10 protein-coding genes and 1 tRNA gene are annotated in these 19,639 nt (G+C 61.0%); 5 read left to right on the top strand and 6 right to left on the bottom strand.

The genetic code is table 11. The features are described from left to right. The first annotated feature begins 16 nt into the window (after positions 1-16). The 3 genes from gndA to pgl are packed head-to-tail and all read left to right on the top strand — an operon-like array spanning position 17 to position 3,791. Positions 17-1,546 carry an NADP-dependent phosphogluconate dehydrogenase gene (gndA, locus tag E4631_RS08400; protein ID WP_133659653.1) on the top strand — a complete coding sequence of 510 codons (1,530 nt, stop codon included), beginning with the start codon at positions 17-19 and terminating at the stop codon, positions 1,544-1,546. Then, a complete protein-coding gene (zwf, locus tag E4631_RS08395; protein WP_133659652.1) occupies positions 1,547-3,061 on the top strand; it encodes a glucose-6-phosphate dehydrogenase in 1,515 nt (504 codons plus the stop codon). It abuts the gene before it with no gap. After that, positions 3,048-3,791, top strand: a complete 744-nt coding sequence (gene pgl / locus E4631_RS08390) for a 6-phosphogluconolactonase (RefSeq protein ID WP_133659651.1) — start codon at positions 3,048-3,050, stop codon at positions 3,789-3,791. Before zwf ends, pgl begins: the two co-directional genes overlap by 14 nt. 139 nt (positions 3,792-3,930) lie before the next feature. On the opposite strand, the gene E4631_RS08385 is transcribed toward pgl, so the two are convergent. From E4631_RS08385 to E4631_RS08375, 3 genes are all read right to left on the bottom strand, one after another. Further along, positions 3,931-5,376 (bottom strand): hydrolase, encoded by a 1,446-nt coding sequence (locus tag E4631_RS08385; RefSeq protein ID WP_133659650.1) that lies wholly within the window; start codon positions 5,374-5,376, stop codon positions 3,931-3,933. Between the two features lie 166 nt (positions 5,377-5,542). Then, positions 5,543-5,614: transfer RNA gene (locus tag E4631_RS08380), tRNA-Arg, on the bottom strand. A 29-nt stretch (positions 5,615-5,643) separates the two neighbouring features. Continuing rightward, positions 5,644-6,936: a Pycsar system effector family protein gene (locus tag E4631_RS08375; protein WP_133659649.1), complete on the bottom strand. Its 1,293-nt coding sequence runs from the start codon at positions 6,934-6,936 to the stop codon at positions 5,644-5,646. A 300-nt stretch (positions 6,937-7,236) separates the two neighbouring features. Here E4631_RS08375 and E4631_RS26475 point away from each other — a divergent pair, with 300 nt between their 5' ends. Next, positions 7,237-11,325: a metallophosphoesterase gene (locus tag E4631_RS26475; protein ID WP_240734769.1), complete on the top strand. Its 4,089-nt coding sequence runs from the start codon at positions 7,237-7,239 to the stop codon at positions 11,323-11,325. Between the two features lie 1,319 nt (positions 11,326-12,644). Beyond that, a complete protein-coding gene (locus E4631_RS08365; protein WP_133659648.1) occupies positions 12,645-15,107 on the top strand; it encodes a T9SS type A sorting domain-containing protein in 2,463 nt (820 codons plus the stop codon). A gap of 115 nt (positions 15,108-15,222) precedes the next feature. Here the strand turns inward: E4631_RS08365 and ppk1 are convergent, their stop codons facing one another. The 3 genes from ppk1 to hflX all read right to left on the bottom strand — a co-directional run bounded on the left by ppk1 (position 15,223) and on the right by hflX (position 19,537). Continuing rightward, on the bottom strand, positions 15,223-17,331 hold the full coding sequence (gene ppk1, locus E4631_RS08360) for a polyphosphate kinase 1 (RefSeq protein WP_133659647.1): 2,109 nt from the start codon (positions 17,329-17,331) through the stop codon (positions 15,223-15,225). A 238-nt stretch (positions 17,332-17,569) separates the two neighbouring features. Then, positions 17,570-18,064, bottom strand: coding sequence for a histidine phosphatase family protein (locus E4631_RS08355; RefSeq protein ID WP_133659646.1), 495 nt, complete (start codon positions 18,062-18,064; stop codon positions 17,570-17,572). A 135-nt stretch (positions 18,065-18,199) separates the two neighbouring features. Then, entirely contained in the window at positions 18,200-19,537 is a 1,338-nt protein-coding gene (gene hflX / locus E4631_RS08350) for a GTPase HflX (RefSeq protein ID WP_133659645.1), read from the bottom strand. Positions 19,538-19,639 lie beyond the last annotated feature (102 nt).

Genomic DNA, 19,639 nt, shown 5'->3' with positions numbered 1-19,639 from the left:
CCTACCCCCTCGCACGATGAGCGACACCCCCACGGACTACGCATTCGGCATGATTGGCCTCGGCACGATGGGCCGCAACCTGCTGCTGAACATGGCAGACCACGGCTTCGCAGTAGCCGGCTACGATAAAAACCAGAAGCAGGTGGACCTGCTCGGCCAGGAAGGCCAGGGCAAGCCCGTGAAGGGCTTCACCGACCCCAAGGCTTTTGTCCAAAGCATTAAAACGCCGCGCGCCATTATGATGCTGGTGCCCGCTGGCGCCATCGTGGACAGCGTAATTGCCGACATGCTGCCGCTGCTTGCCCCCGGTGATATTCTCATCGACGGAGGCAACTCACACTTTACCGATACCGAGCGCCGGGCCAAAGACCTGTCCGACAAAGGCTTTCATTTCTTCGGCATGGGCGTGAGCGGTGGCGAGGAAGGCGCCCGCTTCGGACCCAGCATGATGCCGGGCGGCGACGCCGAGGCGTATAAAACCATGCAACCGGTGTTTGAGGCCATTGCGGCCCACGTGGATGGCGCGCCCTGCGTGGCCTACATGGGCCCCGGCGCGGCCGGCCACTTCGTGAAAATGGTGCACAACGGCATCGAATACGGCCTGATGGAGCTGCTGGCCGAAACCTACGGCCTGATGAAAAACGGCCTGGGTATGGACAACGCGGCCATTGGCCAGGTATTCGCGCAGTGGAACGAGGGCCGCTTGCAGTCCTTTCTGGTCGATATTACCAAGGATATTTTTGCCTTCAACGCGCCCGATACCGACCACCTGCTGCTCGACGACATCAAGGACGAGGCCCGCGCCAAGGGCACCGGCAAGTGGACTTCGCAGGCGGCGATGGACTTGCAGGCCCCCCTCCCGACCGTAGACGCGGCCGTGTCGATGCGCGACCTCTCCAAATACAAGGACTTGCGCGTACAGCTTGCTAAGCAGTACGGCCCCGCGGCCGGACACCTAGCCGGCGATAAAGAAGAGCTGCTCAAGCAGTTGGAGCAGGCCTTCTATTTCAGCATGATAATGAGCTATGCCCAGGGCATGCACATGCTGGCCAAGGCGTCGGAGGAGTTTAAGTACGACCTGAAGCTGGCGACTATCGCCAAAATCTGGCGCGGCGGCTGCATTATCCGTTCCACGTTCCTCAACGACATCTACAACGCGTTTGAGAAAGACAACAAATTGGCGCACTTGCTCTTAGACAGCAAGGTGCAGGAGTTGGTGCAGGGCAGCGCCGGGGGCGCGCGCAGCATTATCGCGGCGGCCGTGCTGGCCGGCCAGGCCCTGCCGGCCTACACGGCTTCGCTGGGCTACTTCGACGCCTTCCGCACGGCGCGCCTACCCTCCAATCTCATTCAAGCGCAGCGCGACTACTTCGGCGCGCACACCTACGAGCTGATTGGCAAGGAAGGCGTATTTCATACCCAGTGGACGGGCCTGCGCGCCAAGCCCGAGGCGGGCGCGGGCCAGGAGGCCAACCAGCAGCCCACTACCCCCCCCGTGGCCGGCACCAAGCAGTCGAACGAGGAGCCCACTAACAAGCAGCTATAAATGAACGCGCTCTTAAAAACACAGCCGACCGTCTTCGTCATTTTCGGCGGCACCGGCGATTTGAACGCCCGCAAGCTGGCGCCAGCGCTCTACAACCTGTACCTCGAAGGCTGGCTGCCCCAGCAGTTTGCCTTCATTGGCTCGGGCCGCACCAAGCTCACCGACGACGAGTTTCGGGGCCGGATGCTGAACGATATCAACGAGTTTTCGCGTAGCGGCAAAGTAACCGACGAGCAGTGGCAGGGCTTCGTGCCCAACGTTTACTACCAGGCGGCCGACGTGCAGGACGCCAAAACTTACAAGGACTTCGGCAAAAAAATCAAGTCGTTGGAGGGTGACTGGAAAGCGCCCGCCAACGTGATTTACTACTTGGCGGTGGCGCCCAATTTCTTCCCCATCATTGCCGAAAACCTGGCCAAGGCCGGGCTGACGGAGGATACCGAGCGCACGCGCATCGTGATTGAAAAGCCTTTCGGCCACGACCTGGAATCGGCCAAAGAGCTGAATGCACTGCTATCACGCATTTTTCGAGAGAAGCAGATTTACCGCATCGACCACTACCTGGGCAAGGAAACGGTGCAGAATATCATGGCTTTCCGGTTTGCGAACTCCATTATGGAGCCGCTTTGGAACCGCAACAGCATCGAGCACGTGCAAATATCGGTGACCGAAAGCCTGGGGGTAGGCGAGCGCACGGGCTACTACGACGGCTCGGGCGCGCTGCGCGACATGATTCAGAACCACCTTTTGCAGCTGCTCTGCATTGTGGCCATGGAGCCGCCGGTGAGCTTTTCGGCCGAGGAAGTGCGCGACCGCAAGGTGGACGTGCTGCGCGCCATGCGCCGCTTCACGCCCGAAACCGTGCGCGAGCAAGCCGTGCGCGGCCAATACGGCCCCGGCTGGCTGGAGGGCTGCAAGGTGCCCGGCTACCGCGAGGAGCCGGGGGCCAACCCGCAGTCGAACACCGAAACCTTCGCAGCCGTGAAGTTTTTTGTGGACAATTGGCGCTGGCAGGGGGTGCCTTTTTACCTGCGCACCGGCAAGCGGCTGCACCGCTCGGCGTCGGTCATCACCATCCAGTTTAAGGATGTGCCGCACTTCATCTTTTCGCCCGAAACGGCCGAGACGATGCGCCAGAACCGCCTCATTATCAGCATTCAGCCCGAGATGAGCATTCGCCTGCAAGTGCAGGCCAAGCGCCCCGGCGTCGATATGATGCTGAACACCGTGGACATGGTGTTCGACTACAAAGGCACGTACGTGAGCGAGGCCCCTGAAGCCTACGAAACGCTGCTGCTGGATGTGATGCTCGGCGACCAGACGCTCTTTATGCGCGGCGACCAGGTGGAGGAAGCCTGGGATTTGGTGATGCCCATCCTCACTTCGTGGCAAAACCGCATCAGCCAGAATTTCCCCAACTACTCAGCCGATTCCTGGGGCCCCGAAGATGCCGAGGCCCTCGTAGCCAAAGACGGCTACCACTGGTTTACCTTTCCCCTCAATGGCAAAAAATAATCCGTCCCTGCACGTTTTCGCTACCCCCGACGAGGTACTACGCGCCCTGGCCGAGTATTTCGTGGCCGCCGCCGGGCGGGCCGTGGCCGCCCGCGGGCACTTTGTGGTGGCGCTGTCGGGCGGCAGCTCGCCCAAGAAGCTTTATGAGCTGCTGGCCTCGCCGGCCTACCACGAGCAGGTGGCCTGGGAGCAGGTGTATTTCTTCTTCGGCGATGAGCGCAACGTGCCCCAAACCTCGCCCGACAGCAACTACCTGATGGCCAAAACCACGCTGCTCGACCCGCTGGGCATTCGGCCGGCGCAGGTTTTTGCCGTCGATACGCGCCTACCCCCCGCCGAGGCGGCGGCGCAGTATGGGGTGGCCGTGGAGGAATTTTTTGAGGAAGAAAAGGCCGAGTTTGACCTCGTGCTGCTGGGCCTGGGCGACAACGCCCATACGGCCTCGCTCTTTCCCCATACGCCCGTGCTGCACGATAAAGCGGTGGGCGTGAAGGAAGTATGGCTGCCCGTAGAGCAGGTATTCCGCATTACGTTCACGGCCCCGCTCATCAACCAGGCGCGCGCCGTGGCCTTCCTGGTCTACGGCGCGGGCAAAGCCGAAGCCGTGCACCAGATACTGGAGCTGCCGCGCGACGTGGAGCAGTACCCCGCCCAGCTCATCGAGCCCACCAGCGGCCCCGCCGACTGGTTTCTGGACGAGGCCGCGGCCAAGGAGCTGCAGAAGCGGTAGGCTGATTCTGAAAACAGAACGTCATGCTGAGCTTGTCGAAGCATCTCGCTCGCGCCGTTAGGATTAGCACTCTAATGGCGCAAGCGAGATGCTTCGACAAGCTCAGCATGACGTTCTGTTTTGCTTATCTCCTACCCCCCTATTGCAGCTTAGCCAGCCAGAGCGAGGCGTTCATATGCAGCGGGGCGTGGCTGGCGATTTCGGTCCAGCCGGGGTACACGGTGTTGCCGGGGCTGCCGGTGCCATCGTCGGCCGGCGATGAGTCGGTGATGCAGAAGACGCGGCCGGTGCCGAAGGTGCTCGTCACGCACATGATGTTGCTGAGGCCCTGCGTTGAGCTACCCTGCCAAATGAGTGGCGTGGCCGCCGAGCCGCTGGTTTTGGTGATGGTGGCGCCGTTCGAGAATTTGAGCTGCGTCACGTTGCCCTGCGAGCCGTGCAAAATCACGTTGGTGCTGCTGGCCAGCACGTTGCTGCTGGTTTCGGAGATATTGGTGAGGGCGATGCTGTAGCCAAAGGGGTTGGCCTGCATCGAGTTGTTGCTCATCAGGTCGTTCCAGATGGCCGGCGAGTCCTTGCCGTCGTTGTTGCGGTCCGATACGTCGTGGTCAGAAATCATGAACAGGCCGCCGCCGTTCTTCACGAACGTGAGGATGGCCGTTTTCTCAGCCGCCGTGAACAGCGTGTTCGGCTCATCCACTATAAACACGCTGTAGTTGCTCAGGTCCTGCGGGTTAGCGCTATTGCCGTAGGTGATAGCCGTGCCCGTGGGCAGGTTCTCGACCGAGTTGCCGAGCTTCACCAGGGCCACGCCCCACGACGAGAGCGCGGCCGTCCAGTAGGTTTCCGAAGTGCTGGCCGTGATGCCTGAGGCCGCCGGGGTGGGGTAGCGCGATACTGCGCCGCCGTCCACGTCGAGCACCCAGTCGGCGTTGCCGGCCGTTTCGGCGTGGCTGGCATCAAACAGGAATTTTTTGCCGCCGGCCGTGGTGCCCCCGCCGCCCGTGCTGGTGCCGCCGTAGCTCTCCACGGTGATGTTGTCGAAGTTGAGGCGGTTGGTGCTGCCGTCCGTTTTGCGCAGTTGCAGGCGCACTGTGCCGGCCATGTTCACCGTGAAGCTGGCCGTGCTGAGCGTGGTTGTGCTGCTGGTGACGGTGCTGCCCACCTTGGCATACGAGGAGCCGCCGTTGGCAGAAGCCCACAACTCCCAGGTGCTGCTGGCGTCGGTGCCGTAGCGGGCGTGGCCCACGGTTACTACCCCCGCCCCGCCGCTCAGGTCGAAGTTCATGCTGAGGCTGCCGCTGTTGCGCACGCGGGCCGACTGGCTGCCCGTTTTGGCGTCGGCCGTGGTATTGCCGAGCAGCGCGTCGTTGAGCGTCCAGGCACCCGAGCCAAGCGTGACGGTGCCCGTAGTGTAGGCCGTTTTGGTGCCAGTTTCGAAGCCCTCGGGAAAGCCGGGCGCCGAGGCATCCTGGCTGATAGAGGTAGCCGGCGCTACAGAGGGGGTAGGCTCCTGCCGGGCACAGGCGAATAATAGTACCGCACCCAGTAGCGGCGCAGTTACATACCGAAGTAAATGCTTCATGGAAAAGGATTAAGAAATGAAAAAGAGTAGCTTATGCGGCGGCAAAGCTAGGTTTTTTCACTCCACAATCACATGAATAGTACATGAGTAACGCAAGGATATTACAGCTACAAAAAAATACCCTTGCTTTCTGTCGAGAGCAAGGGTATTTATAAAATTATATATGTAGCCACGAGCAGATTCGAACTGCTATCAAGCGTTTAGGAAACGCCTATTCTATCCCTTGAACTACGCAGCCAAGCCCCAAAGTTACGCCCGCGAGCGGTGCTACATCTTATACGCGAGTACGATGCCGAATGAGAGGGCCGTGAGAATGAGCCCCACCATAAAAATGGAATAGCTCACGCGCAGCAGCTTGTACTTGCGGTCGAGCACCTCGCCGAGGTAGTACACATCGGTCACCATGTTGGTGTAGAGGGTGTCTTTCTGGCGCATCAGCTCGCGCATTCCCTCCTGAAAGTGCTGGAGGCTGAGCTTGGTGAACTGCCCGAAAAACAAGAGGTTAACGCGCCGATTGGTAGCGATGGCGGGATTTTTTTTTAGCCACTTGAAGCTCGTGACGTCGGGCTGCGCCGAGAGGATAGCCGACGTTACCGAGCCCAGCGCCGTGATGAGCAGCACGCCCATCGGCACGGCCAGAATGGGGTTGCGGGTGAAGCTGGCATTGCCGGTAGGCGCCAGTATCGACGACTTGGCCCCCAGATAAGTAATTATTACCGAAAGGATTACCGCATTGAGCTGAATCATCATGCCCGCTTTCTTGTCGGCCATGTCCGAGAGCTTCATGTGGTTGGAATACATGGTGCGGAACATGGTTTCGATGCCCCGCTTGGGCTCGGCATAGGTTTCCGTGGCTTTCTTTTCTTTCTTCTTGGCTTTTTTCTGCGCCTTTTTGAGAATGTCGCGCTGCTCTTCGGTATTTTTTTTAAAATCCTTCTTAAAGCGCTCTTTGCCGGCGGCCGAGTGGTACTTGTGGCTCGTCATGAAGGCCAGCTGCAGCTCAGCCCATTCCGTGTTGGAGTATGACTTATCGAGCCGCAGCTCCCACTCGGTGCGGATAAGCTCGGCGCGGGCCCGGAAGTCGTCGGCCGCCAGGTTGCTCATATCGGCATCAACGAGCATCTTTTCCAGCTCCGTATCGGCCGGCTCGTCGCGGTGCGTGGCTCGGATAAGACTCTTTATCAGCTCAATGCGGGCAGGGGCTACCCCCTGCTCGCGCAGCCACGCCTCGGCGCGGGCCATGCTCTGGTACTCGTGGCCGTCGTAGGTATCGAGGTAGCCGGTATCGTGAAACCAGGCGGCCACCAGCAGCTCCTCGGCCTGGGCGGGGGGTAGGGCGGCGGCATCGGCCAGGGCGTGCGCCTGCTTCACCACGTAAGCCGTGTGGGCCAGCGTGTGGTAGGTGAGGCGCGGGTCGAGGTCCGCCGCGAGCAGCGGCTCGACGTGGGCCTGGGCCTGCTGCACCAGCGCCGACACCTCCGATTTGGGCGGCTTGGCGGGCTTGGCAGCCGCGGCTTCGGCCGGCGCTTCCACGGCGGCAGGGAGGGTAGTAGTAGCCATAATCAACGCAAGAAACAACAGCCGGGCGGCGTTGGGTTCGGCCCGGCCGTGGGCTTTCAACGCGAAGCCCCCGGCACGGGTTGAGAAATAAGCTCAACCGCACAATTGGACTTTACGTAGCAGCTTTCGCGCCAAACATCGGGTACGCTTCTTGCACCTTTTGGTGGCGTAGGCGCGCCGGCAGGTGTAGTGGTACTTATCTGATATGGGGTGGTGCCTTACCCATACGCTGGCAACCGGAAAAGAGCTTAGCTGCCTCGGCACCGGTGGCGCCTGCCTACTATTCGTAATTTTGTTTTTATGACGCTATTTTTTCGCCTTATCTGCTTCCTGGGTTTACTAGCTACGCTACCGCTCACCGCTGCCGCTCAGCTGGAGGAGCTGGGCGAGGCCGGCGAGTCGGATTTCAACCCGATTAACCCCAAGCCGAACTACCGGCGCTCGGCCGTGGGCTGGGAAAAATCCCTACCCCCCGATTCGAGCCGCATCCGCTACTCGGTGTTTCTGATTGGCGACGTGGGTAACCCCATCTTGCCCGAGAAAGGCGGCGAGCCATCGCTCAACTTTATGCGCCAGCAGATGCTGCAGGCCGGCAGCAAAAGCGCGGTGGTATACCTGGGCGACAATATCTACAACCAGGGCATGCCGCCCGAGGGCAAGTACGACCGCAAAACCGCTGAGGCCCGCCTCAACGCCCAGCTCGATGTGCTGAAGGGCTACAAGGGCGAGAAATACATGGTGCCCGGCAACCACGACTGGATTCAGGGCTACAAGGGCGGGCTGGCGCAGGTGATTCGGGAGCAAACCTACGCCGAGCATTACCTGGCCCAGGACTCGGCCAACTTTGCCTATACCGGCGACTTTCTGGTGCCGCGCGACGGCTGCCCCGGCCCCTACGAAATTCGGCTGCGCGACGACCTTGTGATGATTGCCATCAACTCGCAGTGGTTTATCACGGACCAGGCCAACCGGCCGTTTGGCTCGGCCTGCGGCGCGGATAACGAGGCCGAGGTGTATGAGCAGCTCGACGAGGTGCTGAAGCGCAACCAGGACAAGCACATTCTGATTGTGACGCACCACCCGCTGTTTTCGGATGGCATTCACGGCGGCTACTTCACCTTCGCCGACCACCTGTTTCCGCTCAGCATCGTGGCCAAGTATGCGTTTTTGCCGCTGCCCATTATCGGCTCTATCTATCCGCTAGCCCGCGAGTATGGCGGCATTTCGCAGGATATTTCCTACCCCGCCTACCAAGACTATAAGAAGAACCTGCTGGCGCTGTTTGCGAAGTACCCAAACATTATTTACGCCAACGGCCACGAGCACAACTTGCAGTACTACGACGAAGTAAACACCAAGTCGCATTTCATCACCAGCGGCTCGGGCTGCAAAACCCAGCACGTGAAGCCTGGCAAGGGCGGCGACGCGCTGTTTTCGGACAAGGAAAAAGGCCTGGCCCGGCTCAATTACTACGACGATGGCCAGGTGTGGGTCGAGTACCTCATTCCGAGCGACGCCAACAAGGGCCAGACCGCCCGGCGCGTGTTCCGCAAGCAGGTGTATGCCGAGCTGGGCCGGGGCAAAGCCAGCGCCAGCACCAACGGCCCTGGCGGCACCGTGGACCAGGTGAAGCCCGATGCCGGCCCCGTGCAGGGCACCCGCGCCCCGGCCAATACCGCCCAAACCCGCAAGGGCAACCAGAGCAAAGACGACCTCGAAACGGCCGCCGCCAGGGCTGCTACCCCCCCCGTGGGCGCGCCCGTGGTGCCACCCGGCCTGCGGCGCCCCCACTACCAGGACAGCACCGTGACCGTGGCCGTGAACCCGAGCTACAACCAGCACGGCAAGTTTCACAACTGGCTGCTGGGCGCGCACTACCGCCAGGAGTGGGCTACCCCCGTCAAGTTTCCGGTACTCGATATTAAGACGGCCGAGGGCGGCCTCATTCCCTATAAAACGGGCGGCGGCAAGCAAACTGCCTCGCTGAAAGTACGCAACGAGGAGGGCTATTACTATACAGTACGCGGCATCGACAAGGACCCCGCCGCCGTGCTGCCCGAGCAGCTGCGCACCGGCCTGGCCAAGGCCGTGCTGCAAGACCAGATTTCGTCCCAGCACCCGTATGCGTCGTTCGTGCTACCCCCGCTGGCCACGGCAGCCGGCATTTTGCACACCAACCCGCGCTACGTGTACGTCCCCAACGACCCGGCGCTGGGCCAGTACCAGCAGAAATTTGCCAACACGCCCGCCGCGCTGGAAGAAGACGCCAAGGGCAGCCAGGACCAGGACGCGAGCCTGGACTACGCCAAAAAGCTGGTGAGTACCGACAAGATGCTCGAAAACCTGCTCGAAGACAACGACAACCAGGTGGACCAGCCGGCCTTTGCCCGCTCGCGCCTGTTTGATATGTGGATTGGCGACTGGGACCGCCACGAGGACCAGTGGCGCTGGGCGCAGCGCAAAACCAAGGACGGTGACAAGATTTATACGGCCGTGCCGGAAGACCGCGACATCGCCTTTTTTAAGGGCGATGGGGTCCTACCCTGGCTGATTTCGCGCAAGTTCGCGGTGCGCAACTTCCAGAACTTTGGCTACGACTACGGCGACTATAAGGGCCTGAACCAGACCGGCCTGAGCAACGACCGGCTGTTTTTGAGTGATGTGAGCCGCGAAGAATGGGTGAAGCAGGCCAACATCATGAAGACTCAGCTCACGGATGAGGTAATTGAGAAAGCTTTCCGTGATAAGTGGCCGGCCCAGATTTATGCCGAGCACGGCGCCGAAATCGTGGCCAAGCTCAAGAGCCGCCGCGACCTGCTGCCCGACGTGGCCACCAAGTACTCCAACCTGATGTCGGACATCGTGGAGGTGCGCGGCTCGCAGAAGCGCGAGAAATTCACCGTGACGCGCCTACCCGACCACCAGACGCGCGTGGTGATGCAGAAAATCAGCAAGAAGGGCCAGCTGACCAAGGTGCTCTACGACCGCACGTTTGACCGCGTGACCGACGAAATTCGCCTCTACGGCATCAGCGGCCAGGACGTGTACGACCTGCGCGGCAACGAGCGCCAGGGCCACAAAATCCGCGTTATTGCCGGCACCGGCCGCGACAGCATCGTGGACAACTCGCGGGTGGCGGGCGTGCGGCACCGCACCCAGATTTACGACGCCGATACCGGTAACGTGATTATCAACCGCCTGGGCGAAGCCCGCCTGCGCCTGGAGCCGGGCGCCGACGTGAGCCGCTACGACCACCCCAAGCGCTTCGACCTCAAAGACTACCGACTCAACTACACCGGCCCGGCTCTGTTTTTTGGGTATAATATCGACGATGGCTTCCTCATCGGGGGCGGCGTCACGCACCGGCGCTACGCGTTCCGGCGCGAGCCATTCGGCTCGGAGCAGACCCTGACGGCCAACTTTGCCCCTACCCGCCAAGCGTATAACCTGCGCTATACGGGGCAGTTCACGAGCGTATTTGGGGGTAAGACCGACCTGCACGTAGCCGCGCAATACTACGGCCCGCAGCTGCTCTACAACTTCTTTGGCATCGGCAACAACACCCAGAATATCGCGGTTGGCTCCGAAAATGCCAGCGTGAGCGCCATCAACGACCTGTACCGGGTGCGCTTCAGCCGCCTCTACGTGGCCCCCACGCTGGAGCGCAACCTGTTTGGCTTCGGCAAAGTCGGCTTTGGCCCGCAGTACGAGCGGTTTCAGGTCGAAACCGGCCCCATCGGCAGCGAGATTCGGAAAGCCATCGGGCCGGGTCTGGAAAACCGCTCGTTTGGCATCCGCGCCACCGACTTTCAGGCTAATCAATACCTGGGAGCGCTATTCTACGCCAACATCGACGCGCTTTCTTCACCCAAGGACCCGCGCATCGGCATCCGCTGGCACAACGAGGCGCAGTACAACTGGCAGCTCAACGGCGAGCAGCTGCGCTACGGCCGCCTCTCGTCGGAAATAAGCGCCTACCTCACGCCTAATTTCCCGTTCCGCCTCACCTACGCCGGCCGCCTCGGGGTAGCGCACAACATTGGCGACTACCGCTTTTACCAAGCCAACACGCTGGGCGGCACCACCAACCTGCGCGGCTACCGCCGCACGCGCTTCGCGGGCCGCAGCAGCCTCTACGGCAACTTTGAGGCCCGCCTGCACCTGTTCAAGTTCAACGCCTACCTCTTCCCCGGCGAGTTTGGCGTGCTGGGCCTGGCCGACGCCGGCCGCGTGTACTCCGACAACGACACCCGCACCGGCCTTGATGCCTTGCACGCCGGCTTCGGCGGCGGCGCTTTCGTCAGCATTCTCAAGCAAGCCATCATCAACGTCACCTACACTGTAGGCGAGGAAAAGCTGGTGTTTCTGGGATTTGACTTCCTGTTCTAGGGTAATACGAGACTTTTGAAGTTCCACTCGCTCCGGCAACTGAAGTATCCGGTCTGCTTGCATCGGGCTAAGCCCTATGCCAAGGCCCTACGTGGCCGCCCCAGCCACCGAGACGCTTCACCCTGTTCGCACCAGTAAAGGTTGCCTGAGCGCCCACCCGGTGGCGGCGTAGTACTACTGCGTCCAGCCCAAATCACGGCTCCCGGCGCCAGCAGCTACCAAGGGGGGTAGGGCGATGGGATTGACTACGGCCCAGCGGCATGGCGACCAGCCTGTGCTTACTGGCTACTACCCCCCGAAACGCGCCCCCAACACACCTGCTTGCCCCTGGGCCAGCGGCAAGCAAGTGCCCCACCACGCGGCAGCCTTGCTAGTGAAATGCTGCGCGTAGCCGACGTTCGGCCATTGCCAAGCCGCAGTAGCCGAAACTGAGGGTAGCCGCACCAACGGAGCGCCATGCGTAGCCGACGGATGCCCGTGCGCTTAGAGCCTATCCGGATAGGGGTTTAGTAAGTGGCCGCCGTTGGGCGGGCTGCTGGCTATCCGCTCGCTGTTGGAACGAGGGGCACGAACAAAGAGCAGACAGCCGCCGAAAAACCGGCAGCCCGCCCGGCCCCTATTCAGATATCATCTTAGGGCAGCTACTTGGCAAGGGCATTCAGTACGCTTACGCCTCCCGCCGAGATGCGGGGGTTTCATCGCTGTACCGGCGGGGGGGGGTAGCTGGCTGGCATGGCTAGTAGTTGGTAGCGGGCCGGGCCCGCCTGCCGAGGCGAAGCTTTCTGCCCCGTAGGCTGCCCGCACCCCCCTCGCAGGTGGCAGCGCCAAGAGGCAGCCAGGGGGTAGGCAGCCCCAAAAAGGCCCTTTTTTCTCGCTGCATTCTTGAAATTATGCAGTGGAAATTCAGCAGCGCAGGGATGGAACAATAGCAAAAAAGCGGATTGATTAACAGCTTTTTACGAGCACTTTTATTGGTATTGTATAATTACGTGAAAAATTCATGTTGCAACAGTATTTAACCGATTAGTACTACTATTAAAATTGTTTTAAAATTTATTTGTATTATGCTAATATCATATAAATTTCTTGAAATCAAATAGTTAACGCAAATAAAAGCCAAGTTTATTCTTTAAATAATATAATTTATTACAATTGTACAATTATTACCAATAATGCAATTAGTACTTGTCCATGTTTTTTATAAAAAATCAGTATAAATACGGATAATTTATATAAAAAAAATCCTCGTACATTTGCGGCCCCTTCAGACAGCTTCTTTTATAAATCTAATCCTACTCTTTAAAAGTACAATTTCTCTCATGAAACACCGCTACTCTTCCCTGCTTCTCACCCTCACCTGCCTGCTTGGGCTAGCCAATACCCCGGCGCTTGGGCAGGTTTCGCTCACTTCTTTCGGGACTTACTCCCAAAATTTTGACACGCTTCCGGTTTCGACAGCCCCTAACAGCTTTCGCGACAACAACACCCTACCTGGCATCTATGCTCAGGCCGTGCTCACGGGCTATGGCTACTTTCCGGGCCTGGGCAGTGCGCTGCCCATCTCGGGCAATGATGGGGGCGTGAACACCACCGCCAACTACTACAGCTTTGGCCTGCCGGGCAGCAGCGACCGCGCCTTGGGCGGCATCGCCACTACCTTCTACACCAACTCGAACACGCCGCTCACCGGCACGGGCTACGTGGCCATCCGCTTCGTCAACAACACCAACGCCCCGATTGCCAACCTGGAGGTGAGCTACGCCATGGAGCAGTGGTATAACTCGGGCAAGAAGGACAACGCCCAGGTGGGCTTTGACTACCAGCTGCCTACCAGCGCCTTCACCGGGGCCATGGAAAGCGGCACCTGGACCAGCGTGGCCGACCTGGGGGTAGCGGCTCCCTCTACCGCTACCCTGGTAGCCAGCAAAAACGGCAACGCCCCAAGCAACCGCCGCGTGCTGGCGGCCACGCTCTTCGGCCTCAACCTGGCCGTGGGCAAGGAAGTGGTGCTGCGCTGGAAGTATGTGCTCAACAAAGACACCAATGGCAATGGCCTGGCCATCGACGACGTGACGGTAACGCCCGAAGCCGGCACCCTGACCAGCAACAAAAACGACAGCCCGGGCGTGTTCAACTACAGCTCCGGCCCCGTGAATCAACTCAGCAGCTGGAACTCGGTAGTGACCACACCCGGCATCGCCGCGGGCAAGGTCATTAATCCGACCTCCTTCACGCTCGACAACCAGATTTTCTATATCACGACTCCCGGTAGCTATAGCTTCAGCCAGAACCAGATTCTGGGCACCAACTCCAAGCTCGTTGTGGGCGATGGCAGCGTGAGCAAGGTGGTGAGCGTGAAGCTGCAGGGCAGCAAGTCGGAAGTGCTTCCCCGCGATGCCAAGGGCCAGCCCCTACCCATGCTCGTGGATGTAGCCAGCAACGGGTCGGTAGAGTTTAATGGCCACGACGGCACGCTGCCGGCCCTGGGCAAGCTCAGCCCCAGCAGCACGGTCTTCTTTAATACGGACCGGCCCAGCGTGACGATTACCTGCCCCACTTTTGGCAACCTGCGGCTGGCCAACAATGATGCGGCGCTCGTTACTAACGTGACGGTTAGCGGCACGCTGAACCTCTCCAACAAGTGCTTACTACAGCTCAGCATCTATGACCTGACCATCCTGAAGGGCGGCCAGGTGGTGACCGACAACGAGCAGTCTTACGTGCAGACGACCGCCGGCGGGGCCCTGCGCCAGACGGTTGCCGTTAATGCCAGCACCCCAACCTTCTTCCCCGTGGGCCAGGCTAGCTACAACCCCGCTTATTTGTCGCAGCTCACCGGCGGCGTTGAGGATGTGTTTGGCGTTAGCGTCAGCGACAGCGTATTTGCCAGCTACTCTCCCATTGCTACCCTGCCTGCGGGCTCGAAGGCCGGCGAAGGCCACGACAAGAAAGGCGACGGCAAGCCCCTGGTAAACGCCGGTTTCATTGGCCACACCTGGTTTATATCGGAGCAGGACCTGGGCCACTCGAATGTTACGATGACGCTACAGGGCGCCCTACCCCCCACTATCGCCGCCAGCTCGGCCAGCATTGGCCACTACCACAACAACGCCTGGGACATGGATAAGGCTCCCAAAGGCGGCAAATCGGTAGACCCGCTCAGCAACAGCTTCCAGGTGACGCGCGCCGGCATCACTGACTTCTCACCCTTCTCCCTGAACGGGGTTGCCCCGCTGCCGGTAGAGCTGGTAGCCTTCGGTGCCCAGCGCACGGGCAGCAGCGTAGTCTGCAACTGGGCTACGGCCACGGAAAACGACAATAATCACTTCAGCGTGGAGCGCAGCCTCGACGGGCAAACCTTCCGGGCCCTGGGCTCGGTGGCCGGCGCGGGCACCAGCTCGCTGCAGCATAGCTACCGCTTCGTCGATGCCCAGCCCGTGAGCACCCTGGCGTACTACCGTTTGCACCAGGTAGATAACAGCGGTCACGATTCGTACTCGCCCGTCATTTCCGTGGCCGGCCTGACGGCCAGCGTGGAGCTGACCGCCGCCCCCAACCCTACCGACGGCCAGCTGAACGTAACGCTCAGCATCCCGGAGGCTACGACCATCCGCGGCACGCTCAGCACGGTACTGGGCAGCAGCGTATTGAGCTTCGAGCAGACCATCGGCGCCGGCCTGCAGGTGCTGCCCCTGGACTTGCGCACGCTGCCCGCCGGGGTGTACCTGCTGCGCGTAGAAACGCCCCAGGGCCGCCAGACGCTGCGCGTGAGCAAGTACTAAGCGCACGCCTCAACCCACCTAGAAAAAGGCGCCCCCACCGGGGGCGCCTTTTTGCGTGCAACAGGGTAGCGCTGCTGCCGCGGTTTCACCCCGCGTTGCACTTTCTCGCTTAAAGCTAGCGCGCGGCTTTGGGCCGGGGCTTGCGGTGCCGCGCCAGCTTTTGCAGGTACTGGCGTTGGGCTTCCTGGGTGCGCACCACGGGTTCGCCCTCTGTAGGGGGGGTAGGGAGCTGGTTGTTGAAGTCGCGGGCTTTCACGTTGTCCTGGCGCTCCAGGTCGAGCAGGTAGCGGATTTCGGCGCGCAGGCCATCATCGAGGATGGGAAAGGCGACTTCGACGCGGCGGTCGAGGTTGCGGCCCATCCAGTCGGCTGACGAAACGTACACCTTTTCCTCGCCCCCGTTGCCAAATACGTAGATGCGGGCGTGCTCCAGGTAGCGGTCGAGCAGGCCGCGCTGGCTGATTGTGTCGCTCAGGCCCGCCTCGCCGGGCACCAGGCAGCCAATGCCCCGAATGAGCAGCTCGATGCGCACCCCCGCCTGGCTGGCGGCGTAGAGCGCGGCAATCATGCCGGGGTTTTCCAAGGAGTTTACTTTCAGGATGATGTACGCTTCCTCGCCTTTTTTGGCGCGGGCGGCCTCGGCGGCAATGAGCTTGAGCAGCTGCTTGCGCAGGCCGAAAGGGGCCACCAACAGGTGGCGCAGGTGGCTGGGCTCCTCCCCCGTGATGAAGTAGCGAAACACCTGGTCTACCTCGGCCGCAATGTCGGGGTTGGCCGTGAACAGCGCGTGGTCGGCGTAGAGGTGCGCGGTGGCCTCGTTAAAATTGCCCGAGCTGAGGTAGGCGTAGCGCCGGGGCTGGTCGTCGGCCTCGGCGCGGCGCGTAATGAGCAGCAGCTTGGCGTGGCACTTGAGCTCGGGCGGCGTGAGGATGACGTGCGCGCCGGCGCGCCGCAGCTTCTCGGCCCAGTGGATGTTGCTTTCCTCATCGAAGCGGGCTTTCAGCTCCACCACGGCCGTCACCTGCTTGCCGTTCTTCACGGCTTTAAGCAGCGCTTTGGCCACCGCGCTCTTGGGCGCTACGCGGTAGAGCGTGATGCTGATGGCGCTCACCTGCGGGTCGTTGGCCGCTTCGCGCAGCAGGCGCGGCACCACGTCGAAACTCTGGTAGGGGGGGTGCAGCAGGTGGTCGCGCTGGGCCAGGGTAGGGAGCAGCGAGCCAGTGCGCAGCAGCGTGGGGTGCGCTACTTCGCGCCAAACGGGGTTCAGCAGGTCGCGGCGCCCGAAGTCAGGAAAGCCAAAAAAGTCGCGAAAATTGTGGTAGCGGCTGCCTTCCACCAGCTCCTCGTCCTCGATGCCGGTTTTTTGCTTGATGGCCCGCAGCACTTCTTTAGGCGTAGCGGGGTCGTAGAGCAGGCGGGCGGGGTAGCCAGTGGCGCGCTTGGCCAGGCTACTCTTGATTTTGGCCATCAGGTCGCCCGATACTTCCTCGGCAATATCCAGCTCGGCATCGCGGCTGAGCTTCACGGAGTTGACCTGCACCTGGGCGTAGGCCGGAAACAGGTCGTTGGCCCCGGCACGCACCACATCATCCAGAAACAGCACCGGGTGCGGGTCGGCCTCGGTGCCCGCGCCGCCGGGCAGCGCCACGAAGCGGCCGCCGTGGCGCTTGGTAGGCAGCTCCATCACGACCACGCGCTCGGTATCGGCCTTCTTTTTTTTACCCTCCACGCTGTGCGGCTGGCTCAGGAAAAACGTGAGGTAGGTGGCCTGGTCCTTCAGGAAAAGCTGGTGCAGGGTATCGTCCAGCACCACGGGCGAGAGCAAGTCGCGCACCTTGTCCTGAAAGTAGGTTTTGACCCACTCGCACTGCGCATCGGTCAGTTCCTCCGAGGTCAGCAGCCGAATGCCGGCCGCGCGCAGCTCGGGTTGCAGCATGTCGCGGAAGGTGCGGCCAAACTCCTCCTGCTGGCGGTGCACTTCGGCCAGCACCTCGGCCAGCAGGCGCTTGGGGCGGTCCTGGGGCAGTTGAGCGCGGGTCTTCTTTTTGAGCTTGACCAGCCGCCGCAGGGTAGCGACGCGCACCTTAAAAAACTCGTCCAGATTGGCCGAGAAGATGGCCAGGAACTTGAGGCGCTCGAGTAGCGGCACCGTGGCGCACTGCGCCTCTTGCAGCACGCGGGCATTGAAGCGCAGCCAGCTCAGGTCGCGGGGTAGGGTTTTCAAAGGGCTTCGGTAGAGTAAAAAAAGACGTGACAACGACCCGCCCGGCGGGGGTAGGGCGTTGTACGCAATTCCGGGGCCGGGCTACTACCTCCTACCCCGCTACCTCCTTTCCAAGCAGCAGCTTGAAAGCAAATCAATTAACCTTTTTGGCTTGTCAATCAATCTCTTACACTGCGACTACTAGTTAACAACTACCGCCTGACAACTTAACGGTAATTTTACACACCGCAGCGGCCGGCTAGCAGTTTTTGGGGCAGTCGTAGAAGTAAAACTCGGCATTTTGGGGCATGATGTCGGCCCATTTCTCCGTCTGAAAGTGCAGGCACATAACAGCGGCCGTGGGCATTTCGCCGCTCAGGGGCGAGGGCGAAAGGTGGTTGGCCACGTCGGTAATGGTGGGGTTGTGGCCGGTCAGCAGCACGGCCGGGGCGTCGTCGGGCAGGCCCCGGATAACGGCCAGCAAGGCATCAACGTCGGCCTGGTAAATCTCCGGCTCCACCACAATATTGGCCGACGGATACTTCAGCTCGCGGGCCACCAGCACGGCGGTGCTCATGGCTCGCACGGCCGGTGAGCTCACAATAAGGTCGGGCACGATGCGGCGCTCGGCCAGGGCCTGCCCCATGCGCGGGGCATCGTCGCGGCCCCGGTCGTTGAGCGGGCGCTCCTGGTCGCTGAGCTCATCGAAGCTCCAGCTCGACTTGGCGTGGCGCATTAAATACAAGGTTCTCATGGCACGAAGCTAGGTAAATGCAAACAAAAAAAGGCTTACCGCAAACGGCAAGCCTTTTTTTGAGACGCGGCGCTGGTTAACGTAAATTCGGGGCTAGTGCACGCCGTGTGGCACGGGCAGGGGTAGGCCTTACCCCTAGTAGCCGGCTTGAAAGTGCGGAAAGCGCTTGGCAGCCAGCTCGCCCACGCGGCGGCCCAGCAGCTCGCGCAGCGCCTCAATGTTCTCCTTGTTTTGGGCCGAGATGAATACCACCGGGTCGTGCAGGCGGGCCATGTAGGTTTCCTGGAGCTGCTCCAGCGGCGGGCGCGGCGCGGGCTCCGTCTGGTCGGTGGGCCACTCCTGGTCGGCGGCATCGTCCGTATCGAAGACCAGAACGGGGTTTTCCTCCGGCTTATACTGGTCTATCTTGTTGAATACCAACAGCGCCGGCTTGTCGGCGGCGCCGATTTCACGCAGCGTCTCGTTCACCACCTCCATGTGCTCCTCAAAGGCCGGGTGCGAGATATCCACGACGTGAATGAGCAAATCGGCTTCGCGAATCTCGTCGAGCGTGCTCTTGAAGCTCTCGATGAGCTTGGTGGGCAGCTTGCGGATAAACCCCACGGTATCGGAGAGCAAAAACGGCACGTGGTTGTCGAGCACCACCTTGCGGGTAGTAGCATCGACGGTGGCAAAAAGCTTGTTTTCGGCGAAGACTTCGGCCTTGCCCAGCAGGTTCATGATGGTGCTTTTGCCCACGTTGGTGTAGCCCACCAGCGCCACCCGAATGGTGTTGGTGCGCGTCTTGCGCTGAGTATGCGCCTGCTTGTCAAGGTCTTCGAGCTTCTCCTTGAGAAACGCGATGCGGTCGCGCACAATGCGTCGGTCGGTCTCGATTTCGGTTTCGCCGGGGCCTTTCATGCCCACGCCGCCGCGCTGCTTGTCCAGGTGGGTCCAGAGGCCGGTGAGGCGGGGTAGGAGATATTGGTACTGCGCCAGCTCGACCTGCGTGCGTGAGGTGGCCGACTTGGCCCGCAGCGCGAAGATGTCGAGAATGAGCAGCGAGCGGTCCACAATTTTGACTTTCAGCTCGGCCTCCAGGTTGCGGAGCTGCGAGGGCGAGAGGTCATCGTCAAACACGACCATGCTCGACTTCTCGTGCGTCACCCAGGCTTTTATTTCGGCCAGCTTGCCCTCGCCCACGTAGCTGCGGATGTCGGGCTTGTCGAGCTTCTGCACGAAGCGCTTGGTGGCCGCGGCGCCGGCCGTTTCGATGAGGAAGGCCAGCTCGTCGAGGTACTCGGTGGTTTGCGCATCGGTTTGGCGGCGCGGGGGCACGCTCACGAGCACGGCGGTTTCGATTTCCTTGGCCGTTTCGTAGGTTTTGGTTTTAAGCAGGCGGTCGAGCTTGGTATCGCGGCGGGCGGGCGTGTGGTCGGTGGCGCCCACGTGCCGGGTACTACCCTGGCCATTATTGTCTTTGGATTTGGACATAGAAAAGAGGCGCGGGGAAGCCGCACCGAATAAGAACGCCAAGTACGGGCGAATCGTTGAGAAATAGCTAACCCAACTCCTGCCGCCGGCCAATTGGCTCGG

This window comes from Hymenobacter sp. UV11 (genome assembly GCF_004684095.1).
Lineage (GTDB): Bacteria > Bacteroidota > Bacteroidia > Cytophagales > Hymenobacteraceae > Hymenobacter.
Note: the sequence above shows the minus strand (reverse complement) of the source record. Positions and strands in the feature narration are given on the sequence as shown.

What these genes read in the sequence shown, in the direction of transcription:
- gndA (WP_133659653.1), top strand. Translation starts at nt 17, where the DNA reads ATGAGCGACACCCCCACGGACTACGCATTCGGCATGATTGGCCTCGGC.
- E4631_RS08365 (WP_133659648.1), top strand. Translation starts at nt 12,645, where the DNA reads ATGAAACACCGCTACTCTTCCCTGCTTCTCACCCTCACCTGCCTGCTT.
- E4631_RS08385 (WP_133659650.1), bottom strand. Translation starts at nt 5,376, where the DNA reads ATGAAGCATTTACTTCGGTATGTAACTGCGCCGCTACTGGGTGCGGTA.
- E4631_RS26475 (WP_240734769.1), top strand. Translation starts at nt 7,237, where the DNA reads ATGACGCTATTTTTTCGCCTTATCTGCTTCCTGGGTTTACTAGCTACG.
- pgl (WP_133659651.1), top strand. Translation starts at nt 3,048, where the DNA reads ATGGCAAAAAATAATCCGTCCCTGCACGTTTTCGCTACCCCCGACGAG.
- zwf (WP_133659652.1), top strand. Translation starts at nt 1,547, where the DNA reads ATGAACGCGCTCTTAAAAACACAGCCGACCGTCTTCGTCATTTTCGGC.
- E4631_RS08355 (WP_133659646.1), bottom strand. Translation starts at nt 18,064, where the DNA reads ATGAGAACCTTGTATTTAATGCGCCACGCCAAGTCGAGCTGGAGCTTC.
- E4631_RS08375 (WP_133659649.1), bottom strand. Translation starts at nt 6,936, where the DNA reads ATGGCTACTACTACCCTCCCTGCCGCCGTGGAAGCGCCGGCCGAAGCC.
- hflX (WP_133659645.1), bottom strand. Translation starts at nt 19,537, where the DNA reads ATGTCCAAATCCAAAGACAATAATGGCCAGGGTAGTACCCGGCACGTG.